Annotated in this window: 21 protein-coding genes and 1 pseudogene; 15 read left to right on the plus strand and 7 right to left on the minus strand. The window is 58.4% G+C overall.

Going from position 1 to position 21930, the window contains the following annotated elements; genetic code table 11:
- The first annotated feature begins 25 nt into the window (after window positions 1-25).
- Genes DHN12_RS13410 through DHN12_RS13425 form a run of 4 tightly spaced genes read left to right on the plus strand, consistent with a single transcriptional unit; the run spans window position 26 to window position 3792 of the window.
- Complete coding sequence (locus DHN12_RS13410) at window positions 26-310, plus strand: cupin domain-containing protein (protein ID WP_108860667.1); 285 nt, start codon at window positions 26-28, stop codon at window positions 308-310.
- Window positions 307-1413, plus strand: coding sequence for a mandelate racemase/muconate lactonizing enzyme family protein (locus tag DHN12_RS13415; protein WP_108860668.1), 1107 nt, complete (start codon window positions 307-309; stop codon window positions 1411-1413). Before DHN12_RS13410 ends, DHN12_RS13415 begins: the two co-directional genes overlap by 4 nt.
- Before the next feature lie 56 nt (window positions 1414-1469).
- Window positions 1470-2513: a mandelate racemase/muconate lactonizing enzyme family protein gene (locus DHN12_RS13420; RefSeq protein WP_373455758.1), complete on the plus strand. Its 1044-nt coding sequence runs from the start codon at window positions 1470-1472 to the stop codon at window positions 2511-2513.
- 1 nt (window position 2514) lies between these two features.
- Window positions 2515-3792, plus strand: a complete 1278-nt coding sequence (locus DHN12_RS13425) for an aspartate aminotransferase family protein (protein ID WP_108860670.1) — start codon at window positions 2515-2517, stop codon at window positions 3790-3792.
- A 229-nt stretch (window positions 3793-4021) separates the two neighbouring features.
- Here DHN12_RS13425 and hemC read toward each other — a convergent pair whose 3' ends face one another.
- A complete protein-coding gene (gene hemC / locus DHN12_RS13430; protein ID WP_108860671.1) occupies window positions 4022-4981 on the minus strand; it encodes a hydroxymethylbilane synthase in 960 nt (319 codons plus the stop codon).
- Window positions 4982-5089: 108 nt separating this feature from the next.
- On the opposite strand from hemC, the gene hemE reads away from it, so the two are divergent.
- On the plus strand, window positions 5090-6133 hold the full coding sequence (gene hemE / locus DHN12_RS13435; RefSeq protein WP_108860672.1) for a uroporphyrinogen decarboxylase: 1044 nt from the start codon (window positions 5090-5092) through the stop codon (window positions 6131-6133).
- A 47-nt stretch (window positions 6134-6180) separates the two neighbouring features.
- Here the strand turns inward: hemE and DHN12_RS13440 are convergent, their stop codons facing one another.
- On the minus strand, window positions 6181-7290 hold the full coding sequence (locus tag DHN12_RS13440; RefSeq protein WP_108860673.1) for a CaiB/BaiF CoA-transferase family protein: 1110 nt from the start codon (window positions 7288-7290) through the stop codon (window positions 6181-6183).
- A gap of 66 nt (window positions 7291-7356) precedes the next feature.
- Here DHN12_RS13440 and DHN12_RS13445 point away from each other — a divergent pair, with 66 nt between their 5' ends.
- From DHN12_RS13445 to uvrC, 7 genes and pseudogenes are all read left to right on the plus strand, one after another.
- Window positions 7357-8679: a TAXI family TRAP transporter solute-binding subunit gene (locus DHN12_RS13445; protein ID WP_234416640.1), complete on the plus strand. Its 1323-nt coding sequence runs from the start codon at window positions 7357-7359 to the stop codon at window positions 8677-8679.
- 101 nt (window positions 8680-8780) lie between these two features.
- On the plus strand, window positions 8781-9710 hold the full coding sequence (locus DHN12_RS13450; RefSeq protein WP_108860851.1) for an ABC transporter ATP-binding protein: 930 nt from the start codon (window positions 8781-8783) through the stop codon (window positions 9708-9710).
- Complete coding sequence (locus DHN12_RS13455) at window positions 9707-10468, plus strand: ABC transporter permease (protein WP_058273631.1); 762 nt, start codon at window positions 9707-9709, stop codon at window positions 10466-10468. Before DHN12_RS13450 ends, DHN12_RS13455 begins: the two co-directional genes overlap by 4 nt.
- Before the next feature lie 104 nt (window positions 10469-10572).
- Window positions 10573-11370 carry a S49 family peptidase gene (locus tag DHN12_RS13460; RefSeq protein ID WP_108860675.1) on the plus strand — a complete coding sequence of 266 codons (798 nt, stop codon included), beginning with the start codon at window positions 10573-10575 and terminating at the stop codon, window positions 11368-11370.
- A 168-nt stretch (window positions 11371-11538) separates the two neighbouring features.
- On the plus strand, window positions 11539-12501 hold the full coding sequence (locus DHN12_RS13465; RefSeq protein ID WP_108860676.1) for a calcium/sodium antiporter: 963 nt from the start codon (window positions 11539-11541) through the stop codon (window positions 12499-12501).
- 18 nt (window positions 12502-12519) lie between these two features.
- Window positions 12520-13302: pseudogene (locus tag DHN12_RS13470) on the plus strand (SDR family oxidoreductase); the annotation flags it as partial.
- Between the two features lie 290 nt (window positions 13303-13592).
- Window positions 13593-15467: an excinuclease ABC subunit UvrC gene (gene uvrC / locus DHN12_RS13475; protein WP_108860678.1), complete on the plus strand. Its 1875-nt coding sequence runs from the start codon at window positions 13593-13595 to the stop codon at window positions 15465-15467.
- Here the strand turns inward: uvrC and DHN12_RS13480 are convergent.
- Entirely contained in the window at window positions 15464-16348 is an 885-nt protein-coding gene (locus DHN12_RS13480) for a DMT family transporter (protein WP_108860852.1), read from the minus strand. The two genes, uvrC and DHN12_RS13480, sit on opposite strands and share 4 nt — an antisense overlap.
- Window positions 16349-16526: 178 nt before the next feature.
- Here DHN12_RS13480 and pgsA point away from each other — a divergent pair, with 178 nt between their 5' ends.
- From pgsA to DHN12_RS13495, 3 genes are read left to right on the plus strand one after another with little or no spacing between them, the layout of a single operon-like run.
- Entirely contained in the window at window positions 16527-17195 is a 669-nt protein-coding gene (gene pgsA / locus DHN12_RS13485) for a CDP-diacylglycerol--glycerol-3-phosphate 3-phosphatidyltransferase (protein ID WP_108860679.1), read from the plus strand.
- A gap of 3 nt (window positions 17196-17198) precedes the next feature.
- On the plus strand, window positions 17199-17444 hold the full coding sequence (gene moaD / locus DHN12_RS13490) for a molybdopterin converting factor subunit 1 (protein WP_108860680.1): 246 nt from the start codon (window positions 17199-17201) through the stop codon (window positions 17442-17444).
- Window positions 17445-17448: 4 nt separating this feature from the next.
- Window positions 17449-17892, plus strand: a complete 444-nt coding sequence (locus DHN12_RS13495) for a molybdenum cofactor biosynthesis protein MoaE (protein WP_108860681.1) — start codon at window positions 17449-17451, stop codon at window positions 17890-17892.
- Between the two features lie 49 nt (window positions 17893-17941).
- On the opposite strand, the gene DHN12_RS13500 is transcribed toward DHN12_RS13495, so the two are convergent.
- The 4 genes from DHN12_RS13500 to ubiA all read right to left on the minus strand — a co-directional run bounded on the left by DHN12_RS13500 (window position 17942) and on the right by ubiA (window position 21929).
- Entirely contained in the window at window positions 17942-18472 is a 531-nt protein-coding gene (locus tag DHN12_RS13500; protein ID WP_108860682.1) for a hypothetical protein, read from the minus strand.
- A 172-nt stretch (window positions 18473-18644) separates the two neighbouring features.
- A complete protein-coding gene (locus DHN12_RS13505; protein WP_058273621.1) occupies window positions 18645-18965 on the minus strand; it encodes a hypothetical protein in 321 nt (106 codons plus the stop codon).
- 1 nt (window position 18966) lies between these two features.
- Window positions 18967-20901, minus strand: a complete 1935-nt coding sequence (locus DHN12_RS13510; RefSeq protein WP_108860683.1) for an OmpA family protein — start codon at window positions 20899-20901, stop codon at window positions 18967-18969.
- A 65-nt stretch (window positions 20902-20966) separates the two neighbouring features.
- Window positions 20967-21929 (minus strand): 4-hydroxybenzoate octaprenyltransferase, encoded by a 963-nt coding sequence (ubiA, locus tag DHN12_RS13515; RefSeq protein ID WP_108860684.1) that lies wholly within the window; start codon window positions 21927-21929, stop codon window positions 20967-20969.
- Between the last annotated feature and the right edge of the window lies 1 nt (window position 21930).

Below are 21930 nucleotides of genomic sequence, written 5' to 3' on the forward strand. Positions count from 1 at the left end.
GTATGCCCATTGAGGAGATCCGTCTATGAGACCGCAAGCCGAAGCCACTCAGTTGATTGACGACGCCCGCGTGCGTGTGACGCGATTTGACTTTGCACCGGGGGCCGAAACGGGATGGCATCGCCACGCAATGGACTACGTCATCACCGCCGTAACCGATTGCCATATGCGGCTGGAACTGCCCGATGGTTCGGCCAATGAAGTGACGGTTGCTGCGGGAGTAACTTATCGCCGCGACGAGGGTGTCGAACACAACGTGATCAATGCCGGGGACGCGCCGATGACCTTTGTTGAAGTGGAACTGAAATGAAAATCACTCGTCTTTCAGTCTACCATGTCGACCTACCGCTTGAGCATCCGTATTGGCTGTCTGGCGGGCGGTTGAAGTTTGAAACGCTCGACGCAACGATTGTAAAGATCGAAACCGATTCAGGTCTGACCGGTTGGGGCGAGGGTACCCCGTGGGGCCACACATATGTTCCGGCTCACGGTCCGGGTATTCGCGCCGGAATTCAGACGATGGCGCCATTCGTTTTGGGACTTGATCCGCGTCGGGTGCTGAATGTCGAACGAGCGATGGATATCGCACTGCCCGGCCACCTCTATGCCAAAAGCCCCATTGATATGGCTTGCTGGGATATTGCGGGTCAGGCCGCCGGTCTGCCAATTGCCGATCTGATGGGCGGCGGGTCTCGCACGCCGCGCCCGATTGCCTCATCGGTCGGTGCGAAGACCGTCGAAGAAACGCGCGAAGTGATGGAACGCTATCGCCGCCGCGGCTACGTTGCGCATTCGGTCAAAATCGGTGGGGATGTAGAACGCGACATTGCCCGCGTCCGTGACGTGGAAAGCATCCGACGCCCCGGCGAGATCGTCCTTTATGACGTCAACCGTGGCTGGACCCGGCAGCAGGCCCTGCGGGTGATGAGCGCCTGTGAGGACCTGAACGTGATGTTTGAACAGCCCTGCGAGTCGCTGGACGATATCGCCGTGATCGCGGGCCGTCACGCCACACCCGTGTCAGTGGATGAAAGCCTTGTGACACTGCAAGACGCCGCCCGCATAGCCCGCGAAGGGCTGGCTGAGGTGTTCGGAATAAAGCTGAACCGTGTCGGTGGCCTGACCAAGGCGGCACGGATGCGGGACATCGCGTTGGCGCATGGAATCGACATGTTCGTGATGGCCACCGGCGGTTCGGTTCTGGCCGATACCGAGGCGCTGCATCTGGCGGCCACCATCCCGGACGACAACTGTCATGCCGTTTGGGCTTGTCAGGACATGATCACCGTCGATGTCGCTGGCGGGCGAGGCCCACGAAACATCGATGGCCATCTGCATTTACCAGAGGCGCCGGGACTTGGTGTGCACCCTGACGAAGATGCGTTGGGCGATCCCGTCGGGGTTTATCATTGAGGGTCATCAGGATAACGCTCTGGGCCGTCGATCTGACGAGTCGTGAGATCTATCACATGGCTGAGGGTAAGACCTGCGCGAACGTGACCTCTCATATCCTGTACCTTGAGACAGATACAGGCTTGAGGGGTTGGGGCGAGGTCTGCCCGATCCCGCATTACCTGCCAGCCTTTGCAGGCGGCGTGCCGGGCGCAGTGACAGAGATGGGCCGCGAGATTCTGGGCATGTCCCCCTTCGGGGTAGATGCGCCGATGCGAAAGCTGGACGGGTTCCTGCAGGGGCATCTCTATGCCAAGTCCCTCGTCGACATCGCGCTTTGGGATTTGTTCGGGCAGGCAACGGGCCAGCCGGTCTATGCGCTGCTGGGCGGGCGGACACGAAAGGACATGCCGCTGTACCACTCGATCACCTGCGTCGCGCCGGATGACATGGCGCGGATCGCCAAGACGGCTTACCAGACCGGCATTCGCCAGTTTCAGGTCAAGCTGGGGGTCGAAGGCGACTGGCAGGCCGACGCCGAGCGTTTGACCAAAGTGCGTGAGGCCGTGGGACCGGGGCCTCTGGTTTATGGCGACTGGAACTGCGGTGCGTCACGCCTGCACGCTACGCGAACGGGCAGGGCGGTGGCCCGCCAGGATGTGATGCTGGAACAGCCCTGCAAAACACTTGAGGACTGTGCGGCGGTTCGACAGGCCACTGGCTTACCTATGAAGATAGACGAGAACGCCCATGATCTGGCGTCGCTGCGGTGTGCACATGAGCTGGGCTGCATGGATGCCGTCGCTTTGAAACTGTCTAAGTTTGGCGGTTTGTCGGCCATGCGCCGGGCGCGTGATCTGACCGTGCATTTCGGGGCTGAGACTTGTGCCGAATGCACCAGGGGCTCGGATATTGTCACCGCTGCATCGCTGCATTTTGCGGCCTCGAGCCCGCACGGGTCACTGATGAACACATGTGACCTGTCATCCTATGTGTCACCGCGCCTTTGCCCCGACGCACCAAACCGTGAAAACGGCCGGATTGCGCCACCCGAAGGACCGGGGTTAGGTGTTGTGCCAGACCCAGAGGTTCTTGGTCCGCCAATTTTGGAGATCGTTTGAGATGCTGAAAATCAACACCCAATCCGAATGGATCGCCCGCGCGAATGAGGTGCTGCCCGCCGGTGGGTTTGGTAATTTCGATCCCGGTATCATCATCGCGCGCGGTGAGGGCAGCCATGTCTGGGATGAGGATGGCAACGAATATGTGGACTACCTGATCGGTTCGGGCCCGATGCTGCTGGGCCATGGTCACCCCGAGGTCATGGAAGCCGTGCTGGAACAGCTGCCCAAGGGCATGACTTTCTTTGCCAACAACGCCCGGGGCATCGAACTTGCCGAGGCCATCGTTGACGCGGTGCCGTGTTGCGAGCAGGTCCGCTTTGTGGCCGCGGGGGGAGAGGCTGATATGTACGCCATTCGTCTGGCCCGTGCCTATACTGGCCGTAGCAAGATTCTGAAATTCGAAGGCGGCTATCACGGGATGAGCGCCGAGGCACAGATGAGCCTGGCCCCCAGCCGCCACGTCAACTTCCCCCAGGCGGTCCCGGACAGCGCGGGCATTCCGGACAGCGTGGCCGAGCAGATGCTGATCGCGCCCTTCAATGATCTGGAAGCCGTTGCCAACCTGCTGGCCGAGCATGATGACGTTGCCGCGATCATGGTTGAGCCGTTGCAACGAATTGTCCCTCCGGCACCCGGATACCTTCAGGGATTGCGCGATCTCTGCGACAAATACAATGTCCTGTTGATTTTCGATGAAATCGTCACCGGATTCCGTTTGGCCTATGGCGGCGCGCAAGAGAAATATGGCGTGACGCCCGATATCTGCACCTTGGGCAAAATCATCGGCGGCGGCTTCCCTTTGGCCGCGCTGGGCGCAAGCGCCGAGATTATGCAGCATTTCGACAAAGCGAAAGTTGGCGAGGAAGGCTGGCTGATGCAGTTGGGCACACTGTCGGGTAACCCCGTCGCTTCGGCTGCCGGTTTGAAGACAATGGAGGTTTTGCGGCGCGACGGCATGTATGACCATCTGCGTGAAATCGGCGCCGAGCTTCAGCAGATGCAGATGGATGCGCTGACCGGGGCTGGCATCCCGCATCAGATATGCGGGGACGAAACGCTGTTCGACATCTATTTCACCGATACGGACTGTCTTGACTACCGCAGCGCCAAACATGACGACCCCCGACGTAACGCTATCTACAACGATTCGCTGCGCGCACATGGGATTTTCAAAGCCCCCGGCAAACTCTATCCGTCTCTGGCTGTGACCCAAGCAGATCTGGATCAGACGCGGATGGCCGTTGAGAAAGCGGTTCAGGCGATCAGAGCAGCCTGAGGGTCAACAAGGCCATAAAATTAAGCGGGCCGCTGTCATTTCTGACAGCGGCCCTAACTGGTTGGATTTCAGGGTCTGGTCTCGCCCCCTCGAATACCACTTAAAAGAGAACGGACTAAAAAAACTTTCGACTATTTCGAGACCTACCCGACTTCACAACCGGTATGAATACTTTATGCACCATCGACGGCGCTGTCTCAGTGAAGTAGTTCACTTTTCATAAACTTTTTTATTTCTTCCAATCAAAAAAGCCTGGGCCTGACTGTTTCAGCAATGATTCTGCCATGGCGCGACCTATTTCCGGGCCATCTGCGATCGACCCTGAGGTGTCCTCGGATATGGATTCGGATCCATCGGGGCGCAAAACCTCACCGCGCAGGCGTAGTTGATCACCTTTTATTTCTGCCAAACCCGCGATCGGCGTTTCGCAAGAGCCGTCCAAAGCGGCCAGTAATGCGCGTTCTGCTGCCAATCGCTGCGCGGTCTCAGCATGGTGGATGGCCTCGAGCATTTCGGCCGCACGGGAATCATCGCCACGGCGTTCGATGCCGATCGTGCCTTGGGCGATGGCGGGCAGCATATCTTCGACGGCGATGGCGGTTGCGGGAACCTCCTCCATATTCAGACGCCGGATGCCGGCCATGGCCAGAAACGTGCAATCGGCCACACCATCTGCCAGCTTCTTGAGGCGCGTTTGAACATTGCCCCGAAACTCGACCACGTTCAGGTCCGGGCGACGGTTCAATAATTGTGCCCGCCGCCGCAGCGATGAGGTGCCCACAACTGCACCCTGCGCGAGGTCACGGATCGAGCTCAGGCTGGGTGAGATAAAGGCGTCGCGCACATCTTCGCGCGGTAGGAACGTGTCCAGGACCAGACCTTTTGGCTGTTCAACCGGCATGTCCTTGGTTGAATGCACCGCGATGTCGATATCTCCGCGCAGCATCGCCTCTTCGATTTCCTTGGTGAACAGGCCCTTGTTGCCAATCTCTTTCAGCGGGCGGTCCGCATCAATCATGGCGCGGTTGTCACCGGTGGTCTTGATCACCACAATCTCAAACGCGTCTTCGGGCAGACCAAAGGCTTTGCCCAGTCGCTCACGGGTTTCATAAGCTTGCGCCAGCGCCAGCGGTGAGCCACGAGTGCCGATTTTGAGCGGTGATGCGGGGGTTGGCAGGGTCAGTGTCATATGCACAGCTTTAGTCGCGTCACATTGCCCTGACAATGGGGGCAGACCTTGACAAATTGACGCCGAAGGCAGACCCGTTTGCCGCAAACCAGACGAGTGGGGACAAAGATGGCCGAGACAAAGAAACTGCTGCGGGCGCTGGCTGGCGAAGTACAGGACGTGCCACCGATCTGGATGATGCGGCAGGCGGGGCGTTATTTGCCGGAGTACCGCGCAACCCGGGCGCAGGCCGGGGACTTTTTGTCTTTGTGTTATAACCCCGAGTTGGCGGCCGAGGTGACGTTACAGCCGATCCGCCGCTATGGCTTTGACGCGGCTATTCTGTTTGCTGACATTCTGTTGGTGCCGCAAGCTCTGGGTGCGGATCTGTGGTTTGTCACAGGTGAGGGGCCGCGGTTGTCGACGATCACTCAGCAATCCGATTTCGATGCGCTGAAACCGGTATCGGATATCCATGAAACCCTGTCGCCGGTGTACGAAACTGTCCGAATCCTTTCGCGAGAATTGCCATCCGAGACCACCCTTATCGGGTTCGCAGGCGCGCCATGGACGGTTGCGACCTACATGATCGCCGGTCGCGGCACGCCGGATCAGGGACCGGCTCATGCGCTGCGCGAGGAAAACACCGCCCTGTTCGAAGCGCTACTGGAGCGGATCACGCTGGCCACCATCGAATATCTCTCGGCCCAAATCGAGGCCGGGGCTGAGGTGGTGAAGATTTTCGACAGCTGGGCCGGGTCGCTGAAGGGCGATGCCTTTCAGAAATATGCGATCGAGCCTTGCCGTGTGATCACGCAGGCCATCAAGCAGCGCCATCCGGGCATCCCGGTGATCGGCTTCCCGCGCGAGGCAGGTGATGGTTACATAGGTTTTGCCAAGACCACCGGCGTGGATTGCGTTGCGCTGGACAATTCTGTGTCGCCGGATTGGGCGGTCGAGCATGTGCAGGTGGATGGCTGCGTTCAGGGCAATCTGGCCTCGTCACACATGGTGACAGGTGGACAGGCGCTGGTGGATGAGACGCGTCAGATTGTCGAGGCGTTCTCGAAAGGACCGCATATCTTTAATCTGGGCCACGGGATCACGCCAGATGCCGATCCTGAAAACGTTCAACTGATGATCGACACGGTGCGGTCGTGGCGGGACGCGTAGAGGGGCCAGCCCCTCTTGGATTTAGGCCAACTCACCCAGGGAGATTTTTAGCGAGGTGAAGGGTCAGGAGGCGTGTTGGCGGACAGCTGATCCAGAATATCCTGCCTGTGTTCGCCTCGGCGAGGGCTGGTTTTGGGCTGCCATGTCTCGGTCGAAAAGCGGGGTGCAGCCGCAGCCTGCAATGCGCCGTCATGGTCGATCCAGGTATGCCGCGCGGCGTTCATGGGGTGGGCTTGCGCCTCGACCGGGTCGAGTACGGGCGCGACGCAGGCGTCGGAACCTTGGAATATATCGGCCCATTGGGCGCGGGGTTTGCTGGCGAATAAGTCGGTGAGCCGTTGCGTGAGTTTGGGCCAAAGTGCAGGAACATATTGGTTTTTGAATTCGGGATCGTCGGTGAGTCCCAGTTTTTGCAGGAATTCGGCGTAGAATTTGGGTTCAAGACACTGGACGGTCATGAACCCTCCGTCCAGACACGCGTACGTGCGGCTCCAATGAGGGCCGTCCAGCAGGCTGTGACCACGCGTCTCAGACAGATTTCCGGATTGGCGCATGCTCATCAACAGGTTCATCATGTGGGCTGAGCCGTCATAGATGGCGGCATCAACCACGGTGCCCTGTCCGGTCCGCTGCGCGTTGAGAAGCCCGGCTAGAATTCCAGCAACTAGATACATAGCACCGCCGCCAATATCCCCGACCAGGGTCGCAGGGGTCTGCGGGGGCTGGCCCGCTGCTGATGCGTACCACAATGCCCCGGACAGAGAGATGTAGTTCAGATCATGCCCGGCAGTCGCAGAGAGCGGGCTGTCCTGACCCCATCCGGTCATGCGGCCATAGACCAACTTTGGGTTTGACGCGTTGAACGTGTCGGGACCCAGCCCCAATTTTTCCATCACGCCGGGGCGAAACCCTTCGATCAGCGCGTCGGCCGAGGCGATCAGGCGTCTTGCGATGTCCAGATCGGCGGCATCCTTCAGATTCAAGTCAATCGAGCGTTTGCCGCGATCCAGGACGGATTGCTCGGGCATGCCCGGTACGGCAGGCTGGCCTTTGCGGTGGATCGTGATGACGTCCGCCCCCAGATCGGCCAGCAGCATGGCGGCGAATGGACCTGGCCCCAAACCTTCAATTTCAATGATCCGTATTCCGCTGAGCATGAGCCCTCTCCTTTCTGCGCAGGTTTTCGGGGATACCCGGGGATTGCAAGCCCGGATTCTGCTGACTTGCCAGATGGTCACGCGATCCTTAGCGTTCCAAACGGGATGGAGAGCGAGGCTCGGATGCGGTTGTGGTTCCTTTTTGGTAGCGCCGTTGCGCTGGCGGTGTTGGTAGGCGTGTTTTCGCGCCTGCATCCCCCTGGCAGTATGATGTTGGCGGCGGGTCCAGAAGGCGGTGCGTATGAAACGGTTGCGCGGGACTATGCCGAAATTCTGGCGCGCGATGATATTCAACTGGAAATACTGGATACCGCTGGTTCGGTCGAAAATGCTGAACTGCTTAGTGCGGGCGATGTCGACGCTGCGTTTCTACAAGGCGGTATCCGGGTTGATCCAAAAAATGCTGAGGCCGTCGGGGCAGCGTTTTTTGAACCCATCATCTTTTTGGTCAACGAAGGCGCAACAATCCCCAAAAACCCCGCCTTGTGGACCGGTTTGAGGATCAACAGCGGCGCACCAGGCTCAGGTACGGCTGCGGCGTTTCGGGATTTCGAAAAGGCGGTCGGCTTGAATGAGGGGGATAATATACATTTCTCAATCCCCTATGCAAAAGCCGCGGCCGCTTTGTTGGACGGGGATTTGGATATCGCCGTCTATGTTGCGCCCATCGAAGCTCCCTATCTGAAGGCCGCATATGCAGAGCCGGGGCTTCGCGTGCTGGCGCTGGATCATGTTCAGGCGATCTCGCGGCGGTTGGAATACGCGACGGTGGTGACAGTTCCGGCGGGAGGAATGTCGTTGGACCCAGTTCTTCCGCCGCAACCGGTAGAGTTGATAGCGATCGAAGCCCGTCTGGTCGTGCGACCGGATTTGCACCCTGCGCTGATCAACCGTCTGACGATGGCGGCGATTGAATTGCACAGTGCCCGCGGAATTATCGCCGATCCGGGGGCATTCCCCAACCTCGAAGGTGCAGGGATGACGATCAACAATACGGCCCGGCAGCTAATTGTTGATGGTCCTTCGACATGGCATAATTGGCTGCCCTATTGGATCGCAGCACAGATTAACCGGGTTCTTTTGCTGTTGTTGCCGTTCTTTTTCATCGTCGTGCCTCTGATCCGGCTTGTGCCTATGGCCTATGCCTACGCGATGCGGTGGCGGGTTTGGCAGCACTACCCCGAAATCCGGGAGATTGAGGAGGAACTGGCCAACAATCCCGGTGTCAACGAGCTGCGCGAGATGCAGGCGCATCTGAACGCCCTAGATGAACGCCTCGCAACGTTGCGGCTGCCCGCGGCCTATCGGCAAGGACTGTACGATGCGCGGTTGCATGTCGAACTTGTACAAAAACGGGTGGCCGAATTGCAGCAGCATAGTCGGACCTGACCCAGCCGCGCGCCCACAAAAAAGCGCAGAACAATGTGCGGAATTGACCTGTTCTGTGGCGGGCCATCGGGGTAGTGTCCCCGCCAGAACAGGGAATGTGCATGACAACTATTCTGTCCATTAGGGATTTGCGTAAGTCCTATGCCGACGGATTCGAGGCGCTCAAAGGGGTGTCCTTGGATATCGAGCAGGGCGAAATTCTGGCGTTGCTGGGCCCAAATGGGGCTGGCAAGACAACGCTGATTTCCACCGTGTGTGGCATAACCACTCCGACTTCGGGCACCGTTACCGTAGGTGGGCATGACATCCAGACCGAATTTCGTGCCGCGCGCCGGATGATCGGGCTGGTGCCGCAGGAAATCGCGCTTGAGCCGTTTGAGAAAGTTTGGAACACGGTCCGGTTTTCTCGCGGCCTGTTCGGATATGGCAGCGACAATGCTCGGATCGAAGAGATCCTGCGCAAGCTGTCTTTGTGGGACAAGCGTAAAAACGCGATCAAGGAACTGTCCGGTGGCATGAAGCGCCGCGTGCTGATTGCCAAGGCCCTGGCACATGAGCCGCGCGTGCTATTCCTGGATGAGCCGACCGCCGGCGTAGATGTCGAACTGCGCAAGGACATGTGGGAGATCGTGGCCGAGCTGAAAAAGGCCGGGGTCACCATCATCCTGACGACGCACTACATCGAAGAGGCCGAGGCCATTGCCGACAGGGTAGGTGTGATCGACAAGGGTGAGCTGCGGCTGGTGCAGGACAAGAACACCCTGATGGCCCAGATGGGCAAGAAACAGATCGAGGTTATGCTGGCCGATCCTATCCAGGCCATTCCCGACAGTCTGGCTGTGCATAACCTGACGTTGAACGGCAATGGCGATGCGCTGGTCTATACCTATGACACCCAAGCGGACCGCACTGGGATCACCACTTTGCTGAACGATGTGGCGCAGGCGGGGCTTGTTCTGCGCGACGTGCAGACCCGGCAGTCGAGCCTGGAAGAGATTTTCGTGAACCTGGTATCCGGAGAACCCGCATGAACTGGTCTGCCATCGCTGCAATCTACCGGTTCGAAATGGCCCGGTTCTTCCGCACTCTGGCGCAGAGCTTTCTGTCGCCGGTCCTGTCGACCTCGTTGTATTTTGTGGTCTTCGGTACTGCCATCGGCAGCCGTATCCAGGAAGTCGAAGGGGTTTCCTACGGCGCGTTTATCGTGCCGGGGCTTATCATGTTGTCCGTTGTGATGCTGGCAATCTCAAACGCGTCATTCGGGATCTACTTCCCTAAATTCCTTGGTACGATCTACGAACTGTTGTCGGCACCGGTGAATTTCATTGAAATCGTAATAGGTTACGTTGGGGCTGCTGCCACCAAGTCGTTGTTTGTCGGGCTGGTAATCCTGGTGACAGCCACATTCTTCGTGGACATACGCATCGAACATCCCTTTGCGATGGCGGCCTTTCTGATCCTGTCCTGCCTCAGTTTTTCGCTGTTGGGCTTTATCGTCGGGATATGGGCCAGCAACTTTGAACAGATATCTTTGGTGCCCCAACTGGTTGTCACGCCACTGATATTTCTGGGCGGCACGTTCTACTCGATCTCGATGCTGCCGCCGGTGTGGCAGACGATCACCCTGTTCAACCCGGTTGTATATCTGATTTCCGGGTTCCGCTGGTCGTTTTACGGGTTGGCCGATGTCCCTATCGGATTCAGCCTGTTGGCGATTCTGGTCTTCACGGGGACTTGTCTGGCTGTGATCGGCTGGATCTTCAAAACCGGTTGGCGCATTCGCAGCTAGGGCGTTGCATTTTTGCCCGCCATGTGTGTGAATTTGGTTCACGTCACGTCTAAGGCCCGAACGGTCCCTTGTTTAGGGCCCGGCTGCACTCTACATCGGCACCCATGAAGCTCAGCCTGCCATTTGTCAAAAAGCAGCCCCTCGTGGCCGTGGTTCGCCTGTCCGGCGCCATCGGAATGGCGGGGCGCGGATCGTTGAACGACACCGCGCTGGCCCCCGTTCTGGAAAAGGCGTTTCGCAAAGGTAAACCTGCGGCCGTAGCGCTTGAGATCAATTCGCCCGGTGGATCGCCGGTGCAAAGCTCTCTGATCGGGTCGCGAATCCGGCGGCTGTCGGAAGAGCTTGAGATCCCCGTTATCGCCTTCGTAGAAGACGTTGCAGCGTCTGGCGGCTACTGGCTGGCCGCTGCCGCCGACGAAATCTGGGCGGATGACAGCTCGGTCCTGGGGTCGATCGGCGTGATTTCAGCTGGATTTGGCGCGCATGTCCTTCTGGCACGGCAAGGCATCGAGCGGCGCGTACATACGGCGGGCAAATCAAAATCAATGCTCGACCCGTTTTCGCCGGAAAAAGAAGAAGATGTCGCGCGGCTGCAAGGCCTTTTGGGTGATATCCACGCGAACTTCATCGACCATGTCAAAGCCCGCCGCGGTGACAAGCTGGATCAAAGTGCGGATCTGTTCACGGGCGAGGTCTGGCTTGCCAGACGCGCGCAGGAACTGGGCCTGATTGACGGCGTCGCACACCTGAGGCCGAAAATGCAGGAGCGGTTCGGCGACAAGGTGAAGTTCCGCCGCTATGGCCTGCGCAAACCGTTCTGGTCGCGGTTCGGTGCCACACTTGCGCAAGACGCCATAGCCGGAATTGAGGAGCGGGCGGCTTACGCGCGCTTTGGTTTGTGACGTGATTGTCAAGATTGTCACCCTTTTCCTGATTGCCATGGGTGTCTTGGCGATGTTCGGCAAACTGCGCTTTCCGGGGCAGAAGAAGTTGCAATCTGCAAGATGCCCGCGCTGTGGACGGTTCAGTATAGGTAAGGGGCCTTGCTCCTGCGAAAAAGGAGGCCGTACATGACGGCGTGGCTGTTATCCGGCCTCGGCTTGCTTATCTTGCTGCTGGCAGGTGATGCTTTGGTCCGCGGTGCAGTGAACCTGAGCCTGCGCCTGGGTGTTCCGGCCCTGATCGTCAGCCTGACCATTGTGGCCTTTGGCACCTCGGCCCCTGAGCTGTTGATCGCGATCAGCGCGATCAAGGAAAACGCGCCGGGGATTGCGTTGGGTAACGTGGTCGGGTCGAATACAGCAAACATCTTGCTGGTTCTGGGTCTGCCAGCCTTGCTTGCCACGCTGCACACCAGCGAATGCAACACCAGAAGAAACTATGTTTTCATGCTGTTGGCCACGGTGCTGTTCATCGGCCTGGCATTTTGCGGCGTGTTCAACATGGCCAGTGGTGCGATCTTGCTGGCTGCTTTGGGATTGGTCCTGCTTAACGCGTTCCGCGATGCGCGCGCGCATCGCAAAGCCTGCGGCGAAGCCTGTGCGGAAGAGGATGAGTTGGAAGGTCTGGAAGAGGCCGATCCGGACATGCCCTATTGGAAACTATCGATCTATCTGGTCCTGGGCCTGATTGGCCTGCCGATGGGTGCGCATCTACTGGTCGACAACGCCACGATCATTGCCCGCACATATGGCGTCAGCGAAACGATTATTGGTCTGACTCTGATCGCGGTGGGGACATCCCTGCCGGAACTGGCCACGACCGTCATGGCGGCCTTGCGCAGACAGGCGGATGTCGCCTTGGGCAACGTGATCGGGTCGAACATGTTCAACCTTTTGGCCATCGTCGGTATCGCCACGTTGTTTGGACGTATCCCGGTGGACCCGGAATTCCTGCGTTTCGATCTGTGGGTCATGCTGGGCGCATCGCTTCTGTTGATCCCGTTCGTGTTCTTGAAGCAAGATATCACGCGCGGCTGGGGTCTGGTGTTGACGCTGCTGTATGCGGTCTACATCGTCTCCTTGCTGGCGTGACCTGAAGATAGGGAGAAATCCATGGCCCGAGCGTTGGTGACCGGTGCAGGTATTCGTCTTGGTCGGGCAATGGCCCTGTATTTGGCAAAGCGGGGATATGACGTCGCCGTGCACTATGCGACATCTGAACAACCTGCTGCCGAGACCGTAGCCGAGGTGCAGGCGCATGGGCGTAAGGCGGTCGCCTTGCACACCGATCTGCTGGATGAGGCGCAGGTTCTTACCTTACTGCCCCGCGCGGCAGAGGCGTTAGGCGGACCGATCACCTGTCTGGTGAACAACGCGTCGATCTTTGAATACGACAACCTTCAATCCGCCACGCGGCAAAGTTGGGGCCGGCACCTCGACAGCAACCTGCGCGCGCCTTTCGTACTGACGCAGGCCATGGCTGCGCAGGGGTTGCAGCCGGGCACGGACGAGGCGGGTGAGCCTGTTGCTACCGGTCTGATCGTCAACATGGTCGATATGCGGGTTCGCAAGCTCACGCCAGAGTTCATGACCTATACGATTGCCAAGATGGGTCTGTGGGCGTTGACGCGGACCTCGGCGCAGGCGCTCTCGCCAGCGATCCGAGTCAATGCGATCGGGCCTGGCCCAACGATGCAAGGTCATCGGCAAAGCCAAGAACACTTCAATGCGCAGCGCGCGAACACGGTGCTGGAGCGCGGGTCAAACCCTTCCGATATCACCGCGGCTTTGGGCTATTTCCTGGATGCGCATGCGGTCACAGGCCAACTATTGTGCGTCGACGGGGGTCAGCATCTGGGGTGGAAAACACCGGATGTTCTGGGCCTTGAATAGATAAAACTGCTGCAAGTTTTGCACCGCTCTCGGTTCTGTTACCTTCGCGTTACAAAAATGTCTTTTTTTTCATACACTTGCCTTGTGAATGAATTTATTTATAATAAAAACAACAAGTTAGATATTTGCTTATTTTTTGTGCAAATCAAGGATTCCTTAATGAATAAAGGGAAATTCGCCACGCTCAGAAACTTATCTTCACACTTATCCACAGAAACCGTGGATTTGTTTTCTCTTGATCTGGGGGCCACAAGATTGCAGCCATGGTCAGAGAATCATATCTCAGGCAAATGACAACAGACAGCGACTCGACCCCTGAAATTCAACTGACCGGCTATGCCTGCATTTTGCGGTATGTGAAGACGCTGGACAGTTCACCCGGTGTGTATCGGATGTTGGATGCGGACAGCCGGGTGCTGTACGTCGGCAAGGCGCGCAACCTCAAAGCGCGGGTGTCGAACTATGCGCGGCCGGGACATTCGGGGCGGATTGAGCGGATGATCGCGGCGACAGCCTCGATGATGTTCCTGACCACGCGGACAGAGACCGAGGCGTTGCTGCTTGAGCAGAACCTGATCAAGCAGCTCAAGCCCAAGTACAACGTGCTGCTGCGCGACGACAAAAGCTTTCCCAATATTCTGGTCGCCAAGGACCATGCCTATCCGCAGATCAAAAAGCACCGTGGCGCGAAGAAAGAGAAGGGGACTTATTTTGGCCCCTTCGCCAGTGCTGGCGCGGTCAATCGAACGTTGAACCAGCTGCAAAAGGCGTTTCTGTTGCGCAATTGCTCGGATTCCATGTTTGATGGCCGCACGCGGCCCTGTCTGCTTTATCAGATCAAGCGGTGCTCAGGGCCATGCGTTGGTCTGATCTCGGAAGACGAATACGGCGAAAGCGTCAAAGATGCCGAGCGGTTCCTGTCGGGGCGGTCGACCAAAGTGCAAGAGGAACTGGCCGAACAGATGATGGCCGCGTCCGAGGCGATGGAGTTCGAACGCGCCGCCGGGCTACGAGATCGCATCCGGGCACTGACGCAGGTGCAGACGTCCCAGGGTATCAATCCGCGCGGCGTGGCTGAGGCGGATGTGATTGGCCTCTATATGGACAGCGGGCAGGCATGTGTTCAGGTGTTCTTTATCCGCGCCAATCAGAACTGGGGGAACAAGGATTTCTATCCTCGTGTCGGTGCGGATGTGTCCGCAGCTGAGGTGATGGAGGCGTTTCTTGGCCAGTTCTACGACAATAAGGAACCGCCCCGGCAGCTGATCCTGTCGGATGCCGTTGAAAACGCCGATCTAATGCACGAGGCGCTGAGCGAGAAGGCGGGGCGCAAGGTCGAAATCCTAGTGCCTCAGCGCGGTGAGAAACAGGAACTGATTGCAGGGGCCTCGCGCAACGCGCGGGAATCTCTGGCCCGGCGGATGTCGGAAAGTGCCACGCAGGCCAAGCTGCTGCGCGGCGTGGCCGAGGCGTTTGATCTGGACAGCCCGCCGAACCGGATCGAGGTTTACGATAACTCTCATATCCAGGGGACCAACGCTGTTGGTGGGATGATCGTGGCAGGCCCAGAAGGGTACATGAAAAACGCCTATCGAAAGTTCAACATTCGGGGTGATGACCTGACCCCCGGTGACGACTTTGGCATGATGAAAGAGGTTCTGACCCGCCGCTTTACCCGCTTGCAAAAAGAGGATCCGGATCGTGACAAGGGATTGTGGCCCGACCTGTTGCTAATTGACGGCGGCGCGGGGCAGGTGAGTGCTGTGCGCGAGATCATGGTTGAACATGGGGTCGAAGATATTCCTATGGTCGGTGTTGCAAAGGGCGTTGATCGCGATCACGGCAAGGAAGAGTTCCATCGTACCGGCCAGCGCCCCTTTGCCTTAAAACGCAATGACCCGGTGCTGTATTTTATTCAACGTCTGCGGGACGAGGCGCACCGGTTTGCAATCGGCACTCACCGTGCCAAACGGGCCAAAGCAGTCGGCGCGACGCCGTTGGACGAAATCCCCGGAGTTGGTGCTGCGCGCAAACGGGCATTGCTGGCGCATTTCGGCAGTGCCAAGGCCGTTAGCCGGGCCAATCTGGCGGATTTGAAAGCGGTCGAGGGGATCTCAGCCGGGTTGGCGCAGAAGGTCTATGACTTCTTCCACGACAAGGGCTAGGCCTTTCGCCCGCGCCATAGGATGTAGAGGCCGGAGGCCACGATCAGACCGCTACCGATCCACATTGTCTGGTCCAGATCCTCGCCGAAAAAGATCACGCCCAAGGCAACACCGAACAGCAGGCGGGAATAGCGGAAAGGCGTGACGGCGGACACCTCTCCCGTCCGCATGGCTTTCATTAAGGAAGCGTATGCGATTGCGCCAAGGCCCACAGCTCCGGCGATATGGAGGCTTGTGAGCAACGGCACAGGCGCGATAGGGGCCTGTTCCCAAAAGCTGTAGGCAAACCCGGCGACAATCACGCTGACAAAGCCGTAGAACCCTAAAACTTCGGTTCCAAGGCTGGCGGGTGCGACCCGACTGGCCAGATCGCGACCAGCAAATCCCAACATCCCCAGCACGGCCAGCAGGGACAGGATGGTGAAACTGTCCCCAGTTGGTTGGATGATGATCACAACGCCGATCAGGCCAACGAGAATGGCGCTCCACCGCCGCCAACCAACGGTCTCTCCGAATAGAAGCGCGGCACAGGCGACGACCACAAGCGGGGTGGCTTGCAGGATAACGGTTGCCGATGACAAGGGGGTCAATGTGATGGCCAGAACGTAGAACAGCCGCCCAAGAATTTCGAACACCGCGCGGATCTTCATTGCAGGCGACAGCACATCCGGTTGCAGCAGCCGCGTGCCCCGTGCGATGGCGACACAGGCAAAGATGACCGCGCCACCCAATCCGAACAGGAGAAGAATTTGCCAGACGGGCAATGCAACCGCCGCCGCTTTCAGCAGCGCGTCTTCCAGCGCAAAACATGCCATTGCGCCGATCATCCATGCGCTACCGATCAGGTTGGCGCGTGCGTCGGTCTCAATATTCGGGGTCATCGGGTCGTCTTTGCCATTGGGCTTGGTCGGCTGCACTCTGACGACAATCCGACCCGGGGCCAAGGCCAATAACCGGTGCCGCGCCGGACTGCGGCGCTTTGACCAAGTCTCTGTGATCGGTACAGTTTTTTTCCGCCCCGTCTTTCCTGTCCCCGGTCAGCGATGTAGGGTCTGCTTCATGAAGTGGAACCTACCGAATATCCTGACTGTCCTGCGCCTACTGGCCGCGCCCGGTCTGGCCGTAATGTTTCTGTATTTCACCAGACCCTATGCAGACTGGTTTGCGCTGATCCTGTTTCTGACGGCGGCCATTACCGACTGGTTTGACGGATATTTGGCGCGAGCGTGGAAACAGGAAACCAAGATCGGCGCCATGCTGGACCCGATTGCGGACAAGGCGATGGTGGTGATGGCGCTGATGATCCTTGTAGGTTACTCCGCTGAACACTGGACGCCCTGGTTGGTGCTGCCAGCGACGGTCATTCTGTTCCGCGAGGTGTTTGTCTCGGGCCTGCGTGAATATCTCGGCGATACAGCCGGAACGCTGAAAGTCACGAAGCTGGCGAAATGGAAAACGACTGCGCAGATGGTGGCGATTGCGATTCTGTTTTCGCAGGGGATCTTCGAGCACTATTTTGTGATGGCTACATTCGGCATGGATGCCGCAACGATGGATCAGGTTCTGACGGGTCAATTGGAAGACCTGAATCATATGCGCTGGCACCTTGAGGCGATGTTCTGGTCTGGCCGGATCGGGTTGTGGCTGTTGTGGATCGCTGCGGCGCTGACATTGATCACCGGTTATGACTACCTACGTAAAGCCATGCCCCACCTGAAGGAGAGCTAAGGGATGGACGTTCTGTATTTTGCCTGGGTGCGTGAACGGATCGGCTTGCCGAAAGAACGGATCGAGACCGAGGCCGCAACCGTAGCCGATCTGGTCGCCGAGTTGAGCGCGCGTGAAGACCGGTATGCTGCCGCATTTGCGGACCTGTCCGCACTGCGTGTGGCACTGGATCAGGAACTGTCCGATTTTGACGCATCGCTTTCTGGCGTGCGCGAAGTGGCTTTTTTCCCGCCGATGACCGGCGGCTAAATCCATGCGCATCGCGGTTCAGGAAGAAGAATTTGATCTTGGGGCCGAAGCCAATACCTTCGCTGCCGGAGACGATGCCAACGGCGCCATCGTGACCTTTACCGGCGTGGTGCGCGATCTGGCATCCGGTGATCTGGATGTGATGGAGATCGAGCATTACCCCGGTATGACCGAACGGGCGCTAACCAAAATCGCCGAAGAGGCACAGCAGCGCTGGTCGTTGGGCGATGTTCTGGTGATCCACCGCTACGGACGTCTGGCTCCGGGGGACCGGATCATGATGGTGGCCACCGCAGCGCGGCACCGCAAGGATGCGTTTGAGGCGGCAGAATACCTGATGGATTACCTGAAATCCCGCGCTCCCTTTTGGAAAAAGGAAATCACCACATCCGGCGCGGAATGGGTCGCAGCCAAGGATGAGGATGAAGATGCGCTGACCCGCTGGTAGGTTCTGTGCCCGGCACCGGATTATCTGGTGCCGGGTCTATCATAGCGAGTTAGGTGCTTTGTTCGGTGTTACACTGCCGTGCCGCTTCGATGGCTTTTTTAGTACCATCCAGACTAACGGTGAATGCGAACTCTTTCTTCGGAAACACGGTCATTTCGTATTTGTTCATGACGTCATCCACAAACTGGGCGTTGTTCGCAAGGATGTATCCGCCGGTATATCCGTCGGCGAGATGCTTGGTCTTCTTGTGCGCCTCAGCTTCGTAGACGTTGCCGTCAAGTGACAGGAATATCTTTTCCTTCTTACCCTTCAGGCCAATGTCGTTCTTCGTGAACACACCGAGATAGCCCATCTCGTGGTCCTTAGTCAGGCCCATCTGAACGACGTTCTGGTTTTCGTCCATGCGTTCGATCAGGCAAGACTCGCGTGTGTCATCCACGAAGATAGTCCAACCAGATTCTTCGCCCCAGTTGGTGAAGGTATCGTTCTCTGACGGTATCACGTCACTTGAAGCCCAAGCGGCTGTAGCAGAGAAGATGCTTAGAGTCGCAGCGGTTGTTAATGATGATTTGAAATTCATAGTACACTCCAATTTTCCGGATAGTGAACAGTGATGTGCAGGTGTAAAAATGCACCAATTCCTAATATTGAATTTGTTGTAAAAATTGAAGGCGATTGCCTCCGATCGGCTGATTTGTGCCGAAAGCGCAATCTGCCCCAACCTGGGTCAGCTGTTAAGTCCGGTGCTGGGATCAATCCGCGTTGTTGATACGTCCACGCAATTCTTCAGCCTCTTGCCGCGCCGCGCGCAGGCCGTCCATGGCAGCAGCCAGCTCTGCCTCGGTCTGGGTCAGCTGGTTGGTCAACTCGGCCTCGCGCTGCTGCAGATAGGTGATCGCCTGATCGCGGGTTTCTTCTGCCTCGTGCAGCTCCTGGCTCATGCGGTCCAGATCGGCGACGTCGCTTTGGCGGACGCGCGACAGGCGATGGGCCAGCCAGTTGGCGAACCACCCCATGCAAAAGGCGGCAAACAATATGACGGCGGTCGCGATAATGAATTCGATTCTGTTCAACTTACTGGTCCCCTGCGCCCGAGTCGGTTTCCGCATCCGGTTCCGCGGCTTCGGCCTCTGGCTCTGCGTCTTGTGACGTCTCTGCTTCGTCTTCCATCGCTTCCAGCGCGGTTTGAGATTCGGTGGTGGATTCGGGCCGGATCAGGCGGAATTCGATGCGTCTGTTTTCTTCCCGCCCGATTTCGGTGTCATTGTCGGCGATTGGCTGGGTTTCACCATAGCCCATGGCGGTAAAGCTGGCTGTAGGCACGCGCCGCGCGCGCAGCTCATTTAAGATGGATTGTGCCCGTGATTGGCTGAGCTGCTGGTTCATCTCTTCGCGCCCCTGGCTGTCGGTGTGGCCCTGAATCTCTAGTCGGATAGGTCCGCATTCCCGCAGGATGTCGGCGATCTGATTGACCGTATCGCGCGACTCGGCGGCGACCGTGGCAGATCCCGGTTCAAAGGCGATTTTCGAACCCGCCTGAACCTCGGCAATGCGCTCTTCGCAAACATCCGGATCTGGCAGCTTGTCTGCGGGTTCGGGTGGCTTTTGATAGGTGATCACCAAGCTGAAATCCTGTGCTTCGCCCAGTTTTTCCGACAACAGCCCCGAAATATAGGCCCGGGTTTTGGGATCGTGGCTGACACCGTTCAGAACCACTTCGTCCGGTGTCACGGTCAGCGCACCATTGTGCAGTTGCGACAGCGCCTCGAGCCCGCTGAGGACGCGAATGGGCCAATCAGCGGGAAGGTCAGGGGCGACGCGGGTTGCGGTATGGACGTGTTCGTAACCAAAGGCTGCACGGGCATAGCTGTCGACCATGTCGCGCAGGGTTTCATCCCCCAGCCGGCCGCGCATTTGTACCAGACCCTCGGGGCTTCGTGTTGCTGAGAATTCGGGCGGGCCGGATTGGTCTTCCGTTTCGGGTTCCGGCAGAACCGCATGCAGGGCAAAGACCTCGGGCAGTGCGTTTTCCAGTTCGCCGATCACCTGGTCAAACAGCGCGGCACCAGTGCCTTCGGCTGCGACCAGAGTGATATCCGCATCTGACAAGGTCACCGTACCCTGGCCGATTTCCGCCAGCGCCCGAATGCTTAACACGGCGGCGTCGGGCCAGCGAGGCGAGGGTTCACCCAGACCGATGGTGCAGGAATAAGGCCCGGTCAGACCAGCATCCTTTGCGGCTGCGACGATCCGGTCCCGCGCCTTTTCGTCCTGGGCCGAACAGGCATCGAATTGCCCACCATTTTCGTCGATCAGGTAACGCAGGGTGAAGGGTGTAATGACCGGGCGCGGTGCGGAAATGGACAAGCCGATGCGCAGGCTGGGCGGCGCTGCGCGCGTCAGCTCTTGCTCAAGCCGCTCTTTTTCCTGCTGGCTGTCGGCAATTGCCGTCACCTTTACGAGCCCGGGGCTGGCCGAGATTTTTGCTCGCGGCAGTCGGGTCAGCGCCTCAACAGCAAAAGCGATCGCATCGTCCCAGCCTTTGGGTTTTGGATAGTCGGCGGTTTCCAGCAAATCTGATACCGGCCCGTCATTCAGCGTGCGCAATCTTTTCGTCAGCGCATCGCGGTCTTCGCTGGCCGGGATCAGACCAATAACCGAGATACCGCTGTCATTGCGCAGAATTTCGGCTGAAAAGCGTGGAGAGGCCAGCTGCGTCGAGGGCGCGACCTCCATGTCATCAATCACGCGCGAGGTGTCGACCTCGGTCCCCGCCGCCGTCAGAGCATTAAACCGTGTGGCCTCATCGGTGGCGGTGCCGGTCAGAACCACCCGCAGCCCGTCCGAATGGACCTCAGCCCAGTTATGGCCTTTCAGGTCCAGTGCACGCCGAACGGCGAATTCCGAGGCTTCTTCGACCTTTGTTACAGCAAAGCTTGCCGCCAGCAGAGACAGCCCGGCGGACGCAAGGAAGACAAAGGCAACGACGAAGATATAAGGCAGACGCATGTGCGAACTATCGACTCCTCGGGTGAGTGTTCAGAACTCTTACAGAGGCCTAGGCCCGGGTGCAATCAGAGCAACAAGGCGACGCAAAGGAAGATCAGCGGAATAAGGCCGGTGTCACGGTTGGCACGGAACAATTGCAGCAGTTTGGCGTTGTCCTCGATATCAAGTCCCCGCAATTGCCATGCCATGTGCCACCCCATCGCCCAAGGCCCGCCAAGGGCCACCACCAGGGCCATGATTGACGTCTGGGTCGTCGCAGCGTCAATGATTGCCAGTCCCATCAGCGCCACTGTGGCCATCAGGAAATACTTCAACCACCGCGCAGTATCAGTGCCAAACAGCCGGGCCGTGGACTTGATCCCGATCAGCTCGTCATCTTCGGCGTCCTGATGGGCATAGATCGTGTCGTAAAACAGCGTCCACGCGATCCCGGCCAGATATAGCGTGATTGCGGGTATGTTTACTGTTCCCGTGTGCGCAGCCCAGGCCAGCAGGATGCCCCAGTTGAAGGCAAGCCCCAGAAACACCTGCGGCCACCACGTGAAGCGCTTGGCAAATGGGTAGATCGTTACAGGCAACAGCGATAGCACACCCATCGCAATCGCAGCTTGGTTGAATGTCAGCAGAATCATGAGTGCCAGCAGGCATTGCAGCCCCATCCAGATCATGGCCTGGCGTACGCTGACCTGACCGGACGGGATTGGGCGGGATCGTGTGCGTTCGACCTGACCATCGAATTCGCGGTCGGTGATGTCGTTCCATGTGCAGCCCGCGCCGCGCATCAGAAAGGCTCCGAAGGCGCAGCCGATGGCGATCCACAGATCTTCCCACCGCGGGGTGCCGTCGCTGAGGATGGCCAGTGCCAATCCCCACCAGCAGGGAATCAACAGCAACCACGTGCCGATAGGCCGGTCAGCGCGGCTGAGGCGCAGGTAGGGGCGGGTAAACGCGGGCGCATATGAATCGACCCAGTTGCCGCTGACAGCGTCGGCAACCTGACCGTCTGGTGTTGGGGCATTGCCTTGCATA

Origin of the sequence: Ruegeria sp. Alg231-54, assembly GCF_900143525.1 — a bacterium.
In the GTDB taxonomy this organism is placed as follows: Bacteria; Pseudomonadota; Alphaproteobacteria; order Rhodobacterales; family Rhodobacteraceae; genus Ruegeria.

Bases quoted from the DNA above. Each gene is read 5' to 3' on its own strand.
- DHN12_RS13410 (WP_108860667.1), top strand. From the start codon at position 26: ATGAGACCGCAAGCCGAAGCCACTCAGTTGATTGACGACGCCCGCGTG.
- DHN12_RS13500 (WP_108860682.1), bottom strand. From the start codon at position 18,472: ATGAATTTCAAATCATCATTAACAACCGCTGCGACTCTAAGCATCTTC.
- DHN12_RS13465 (WP_108860676.1), top strand. From the start codon at position 11,539: ATGACGGCGTGGCTGTTATCCGGCCTCGGCTTGCTTATCTTGCTGCTG.
- DHN12_RS13420 (WP_373455758.1), top strand. From the start codon at position 1,470: ATGGCTGAGGGTAAGACCTGCGCGAACGTGACCTCTCATATCCTGTAC.
- hemC (WP_108860671.1), bottom strand. From the start codon at position 4,981: ATGACACTGACCCTGCCAACCCCCGCATCACCGCTCAAAATCGGCACT.
- DHN12_RS13480 (WP_108860852.1), bottom strand. From the start codon at position 16,348: ATGACCCCGAATATTGAGACCGACGCACGCGCCAACCTGATCGGTAGC.
- DHN12_RS13440 (WP_108860673.1), bottom strand. From the start codon at position 7,290: ATGCTCAGCGGAATACGGATCATTGAAATTGAAGGTTTGGGGCCAGGT.
- hemE (WP_108860672.1), top strand. From the start codon at position 5,090: ATGGCCGAGACAAAGAAACTGCTGCGGGCGCTGGCTGGCGAAGTACAG.
- DHN12_RS13460 (WP_108860675.1), top strand. From the start codon at position 10,573: ATGAAGCTCAGCCTGCCATTTGTCAAAAAGCAGCCCCTCGTGGCCGTG.
- pgsA (WP_108860679.1), top strand. From the start codon at position 16,527: ATGAAGTGGAACCTACCGAATATCCTGACTGTCCTGCGCCTACTGGCC.
- ubiA (WP_108860684.1), bottom strand. From the start codon at position 21,929: ATGCAAGGCAATGCCCCAACACCAGACGGTCAGGTTGCCGACGCTGTC.
- DHN12_RS13455 (WP_058273631.1), top strand. From the start codon at position 9,707: ATGAACTGGTCTGCCATCGCTGCAATCTACCGGTTCGAAATGGCCCGG.
- DHN12_RS13510 (WP_108860683.1), bottom strand. From the start codon at position 20,901: ATGCGTCTGCCTTATATCTTCGTCGTTGCCTTTGTCTTCCTTGCGTCC.
- moaD (WP_108860680.1), top strand. From the start codon at position 17,199: ATGGACGTTCTGTATTTTGCCTGGGTGCGTGAACGGATCGGCTTGCCG.
- DHN12_RS13450 (WP_108860851.1), top strand. From the start codon at position 8,781: ATGACAACTATTCTGTCCATTAGGGATTTGCGTAAGTCCTATGCCGAC.
- DHN12_RS13425 (WP_108860670.1), top strand. From the start codon at position 2,515: ATGCTGAAAATCAACACCCAATCCGAATGGATCGCCCGCGCGAATGAG.
- DHN12_RS13495 (WP_108860681.1), top strand. From the start codon at position 17,449: ATGCGCATCGCGGTTCAGGAAGAAGAATTTGATCTTGGGGCCGAAGCC.
- uvrC (WP_108860678.1), top strand. From the start codon at position 13,593: ATGACAACAGACAGCGACTCGACCCCTGAAATTCAACTGACCGGCTAT.
- DHN12_RS13415 (WP_108860668.1), top strand. From the start codon at position 307: ATGAAAATCACTCGTCTTTCAGTCTACCATGTCGACCTACCGCTTGAG.